The sequence below is a fragment of the Acaryochloris sp. IP29b_bin.137 genome (genome assembly GCF_028285745.1).
Lineage (GTDB): Bacteria > Cyanobacteriota > Cyanobacteriia > Thermosynechococcales > Thermosynechococcaceae > Acaryochloris.
This window is the reverse complement of sequence record NZ_JANQOP010000358.1, coordinates 1-3630: the sequence shown is the minus strand read 5'-3', so window position 1 is coordinate 3630 and position 3630 is coordinate 1. Positions and strand designations below refer to the sequence as shown.

3 protein-coding genes are annotated in these 3630 nt (G+C 48.4%); all 3 read left to right on the top strand.

The genetic code is table 11. From position 1 onward, the window contains the following. Positions 1-7 precede the first annotated feature (7 nt). Genes hisD through Q0991_RS24025 form a run of 3 tightly spaced genes read left to right on the top strand, consistent with a single transcriptional unit; the run spans position 8 to position 3160 of the window. Positions 8-1315, top strand: coding sequence for a histidinol dehydrogenase (gene hisD, locus Q0991_RS24035; protein WP_299493447.1), 1308 nt, complete (start codon positions 8-10; stop codon positions 1313-1315). Positions 1316-1339: 24 nt separating this feature from the next. Continuing rightward, entirely contained in the window at positions 1340-2563 is a 1224-nt protein-coding gene (locus Q0991_RS24030) for a phosphotransferase (RefSeq protein WP_299493446.1), read from the top strand. Positions 2564-2602: 39 nt separating this feature from the next. Next, complete coding sequence (locus Q0991_RS24025; RefSeq protein ID WP_299493445.1) at positions 2603-3160, top strand: GNAT family N-acetyltransferase; 558 nt, start codon at positions 2603-2605, stop codon at positions 3158-3160. Positions 3161-3630 lie beyond the last annotated feature (470 nt).

Here is a 3630-nt window from a genome sequence, read left to right as displayed (position 1 = left end):
ACAGCACGTGGTCAGGATTCTCCGGTTGTCAGAGATGACATCTGAAGAACTCGCTTCCATCAAACGACGGGCCGAGTTAGATATTGAACAGGCGCTAGCGGTCGCCAAAGAAGTGATTGACGAGATTCGCGCTGACGGTGATCAGGGTGTGATCAAATACGTGCGCAAATTTGATTTTCCCGGTGCCACTGCCGAAAATCTTAAAGTGACTGAAGCCGAATTTGCCGCTGCCCGCGAGCAAGTCGATCCCGAAATCAAAGCCGCGATTGAGCAAGCCTATCGCAACATTAAAGAAGTGCACGAGCGGCAAATGCCAGAAGAAGTACAGCTTGCCGAAATTGATGGTGGCGTCTTTGCTGGAGAGAAAGTCACCCCCATTGCCAGTGCTGGACTATATGTGCCTCGGGGTAAAGGCTCCTTCCCTTCTGTAATGCTGATGCTCAGCGTACCTGCAGTTGTGGCTGGAGTTGAGAAAGTGGTGGTCTGCACCCCACCCGACAAGAATGGCACCGTAGAACCTGCCTCTCTGGTCGCTGCTGAACTCGCAGGGGTCAAAGATATTTATAAACTCGGTGGCATCCAAGCGATCGCAGGGATGGCGATTGGCACGGAGACCGTTCCTAAAGTCGATAAAATTACTGGACCTTGCAACGTCTATGGCTCCGCTGCTAAGCGGTTACTTTACGGCACCGTTGATGTGGGCTTACCCGCTGGTCCAAGTGAGTCGATTATTCTCACGGATGAAACCACTGACCCCCGGATCGCGGCCTTAGATCTTCTAGTAGAAGCAGAACATGGTCCTGACTCGGCAGGCTTACTGGTCACCCACAGCGAAGACCTCGCCAAAGCGGCCTCCAAACATGCCGATGACTATATGGAGAAGCTACCGGACTGGCGCAAAAGCTTCTGCCAAACCGGGCTGTCTTCCTATGGTGGTATTATTCTGACCTCCAGCCTGGAAGAATCCATCGACTTTCTCAATGAATATGCTCCTGAGCATTTGGAAGTCCTCGTCCAAGACCCTCTCAGCGTTCTCGGAAAAATCAAGAATGCGGGTGAAATTCTGCTTGGCCCGTATACGCCGATTCCAACGGCCAACTACTGTATCGGAGTTAACGCCATTCTGCCGACGGGCGGCTTTGCTCGTTCCTACTCGGCGGTATCGGTATACGACTTCCTCAAGCGCACCGGGATTGGCTATCTCACCCAGGAAGGCTTTGCTCGCTTGGGCCATACGGCTCAAACCTTGGCCGAGCATGAAGACTTTCCAGCCCATGCCATGGCCATTCGTGAGCGTAAGAATCTGCTTCCTTAAGAAGCGGCATTATTGAGGGTTACCGTGTCCGATCAACTCCTGTATCAGATTCAGACCTTACAGTTTTCTGATCAGGCAGCGGCAAATGCCCTGCTCAAGGACTTCGTTAACGACAATTTCCCCTTCAATGTGGAGCAGGTGCAGGTGCGGCCCTCGGCGGTCTCCCTCAACTCCATTAATGGGTTTCTGCACACCGCAGAAGGGGACAAGCTGTTCTTTAAAACCCATGTGGAGCCTCAAAGCCTGATTCATGAGTATTACAACTCTACGATTATGGCGGAGGCGGGTTACCCGATTATTCAGCCGATTTTTAGCTCGACGGAATGGGGTAAGCAACTGCTGGTCTATGAGTTTTTCGAGTTCCCCTCTCTATTTGACGTGACCCGTCAGATTGAAACGGGACAGCGAGGCGGAGCTGACCAGATTGTGGCCCTGCAGGAAAAAGCCGACCAAGCCCTATGGGATATCTATCAGCAAACCCTACAGCCTTTATCTGCTGAAGACCATGCTGACGTGCCCATTCATCAACTCTTTATCCATCGTCTCGTCGGGGGACGCTATCACGAGTTTTATGCAGGCAAAGAAGTCAAGTTACCGGGGCAAACCCTCAGTTTTGATCAGCTTGCTCAACTCACTTGGCAGATTAATGGCATACCTTACCAAGACACCCTAGCCGACATTATTCAAACGGCCAGTCAAAAACTTAATCCAGCCGCTACTCCCTCTGTCGTCGGTCATGGGGATGCCCATAATGGCAATGTGTTTGTGGATGAAGGCACAGAAATGTTGATCTATTTTGATCCTGCCTTTGCGGGGCGACATTCACCCTTTCTAGATCTCACGAAGCCAATCTTCCATAATGTATTTGCAATTTGGCTCTATTTTCCCCAAGAGATAGCCAAAGACCTGTCTATTAACGTGGAGATTTCAGCAGATCGCATCCAAGTGAATCATGATTTCCAACCGTCAGCCATACGACTGGGATTCCTGCAATCCAAAATTAAGCATGTCCTTCAACCTTTACTTGACCATCTCAAAGCTGCAGGACAACTCCCGGATACCTGGCGACAAGAACTCAAGCTAGCGCTTTTTTGCTGTCCCTTTTTAACCATGAACCTCTGCGATACCCAGCGCTTTCCTCCTGAAATTACGCTATTGGGACTCTCTCTAGCCGTTGAAATGGGCAGTTCTAGCAGCTCTGAGGACCAAAGCATTTTGGATGCGGCCCTAGATCAACTGAGCGCCTGAGCTAGACTTCAAGTTGTGCCGTCCATGCGGAATTCACCTATGCCAACGTTTCCTAAATTGCAGTGTAAGCGTGGCATTCTGAGAATGGCGACCGAAGACGATATTGATGCCATTCTCAGGTATTTCATCGTTAATCGTGATCATTTAGAACCCTTTGAGCCGATCAAGCCCGTGGAGTTTTATACACCGGAGTTTTGGCGGGTATTGATTTGCGATCGCAACCAGGCATTCCTCAACGACCAAGGTCTTAAGTTTTTTCTCTTTGATCAGGACAATTCGCAACAGATTATTGCAGCGATCAACTTCTCAAATGTCGTTCGAGGTGCTTTTCAGTCCTGCACCTTAGGCTTTAGTATTTCTGCCCAATATCAAGGGCAAGGTTATATGACTGAGTCGATACCCGTTGCCATTGCATACCTCTTCTCTCACCTCAACTTCCATCGGGTTATGGCAGCCTATATGCCCCATAACCAGCGCAGCGGCAGACTCATCCGACGCTTAGGTTTTCAGGTTGAAGGCTATGCCCCAAGATATCTTTGCATTAACGGCATCTGGGAAGACCATATATTAACCAGCCTGCTCAACCCGAATATTTAGATTTTATTTAGGTCAAACCACAACCAAATTGAAAATGACGTGGGCACAATAGGGGTAGCTATTGTCATGGAAGTTCGACGGGGGGCGCAAGCCCCTTTTTTTGGCCGTACTCTACCAAAACTCAAAATAAGCTTTTATTCTTTTTTGAACTTAAAATATTGTAACTATTCTGGATTGAAGCAACACAGAAACAACATCCAGAATCAACAATATTCTTCCGAAACGGTTTCTATCTTAGGCTCAACAAACTGATAGAAATTACTCCAGAAAACATTTCAATCAAAAAGCTCAAGATTTATAACAGCATTTTTTTAATATTTGCAACAGAGAGATGTCTATTTCTGTAGTAAATAGGGCATGATGGAAGCAACTAGTCTCCAAATAAAAACCCAGTACGGGGGGTACTGGGTCGATATGGGAGGTATTGGAACCCTCTGGATGAGTGAATGCATCGCATCCGAGGGTTTTTT